The sequence below is a fragment of the Polycladospora coralii genome (assembly GCF_014773435.2).
GTDB lineage: Bacteria > Bacillota > Bacilli > Thermoactinomycetales > Thermoactinomycetaceae > Polycladospora > Polycladospora coralii.
The window spans coordinates 1-589 of sequence record NZ_JACXAG020000033.1; the positions used below are offsets into that span (position 1 = coordinate 1).

1 protein-coding gene is annotated in these 589 nt (G+C 46.2%); it reads right to left on the reverse strand.

Annotated elements, in window-relative coordinates:
- The coding region (locus IC619_RS16605) for an RHS repeat-associated core domain-containing protein (RefSeq protein WP_249669914.1) at positions 1-548 on the reverse strand (548 nt) is incomplete at its 3' end.
- Positions 549-589 lie beyond the last annotated feature (41 nt).

The following is a 589-nucleotide window of genomic DNA, read 5'->3' on the forward strand; positions in this document are numbered from 1 at the left end:
CCTTGTACTTCTGGGGATGCAGCTTGATGCCCCCCACCTGCACGATAACCCAAGTAATTACTATAGTGACCATTTCCATTTGCTCGACTTAAACTAACCTGTGTATAGTGGATTTCTTTGACCACTTTAACCACTTTATTATAGGTTGACTTTATCCAATTACCACTACTGCCAGTACCGTTCTTCCGATGTACTTTCTGTGTTTTAGGTGGATTAGACCTTAGTGACGATGTTGCTGGTATGGTAGATCCATAACTCTCACCGGTAGCATCTTTATAACCAGTTAAAGGATCTTTAAGGTAGTCATCATCGTCAGTTACTGGAATATGCCCATCCGGATCAATATACGAGATCGGATTCCCATCCGTATACGAATAAAGACTATTGGTCATGGCGTTCATGAAGAGTCCGACGTGTTCCTTGGCATTGGTGTAGGAGTCGGGGCTCATGAAGCGACCTGTGCCTGGGAAGTAGTTCCGGAAGCCGAGGTCATAGGATTCGGTGTTGGGATCCCAGCGTTTTCCGCTATAGCGGTACGGGTTGTACATCGCTTTGGTGGGATCACTGTCTACTCCGGTGAACAGGGCTT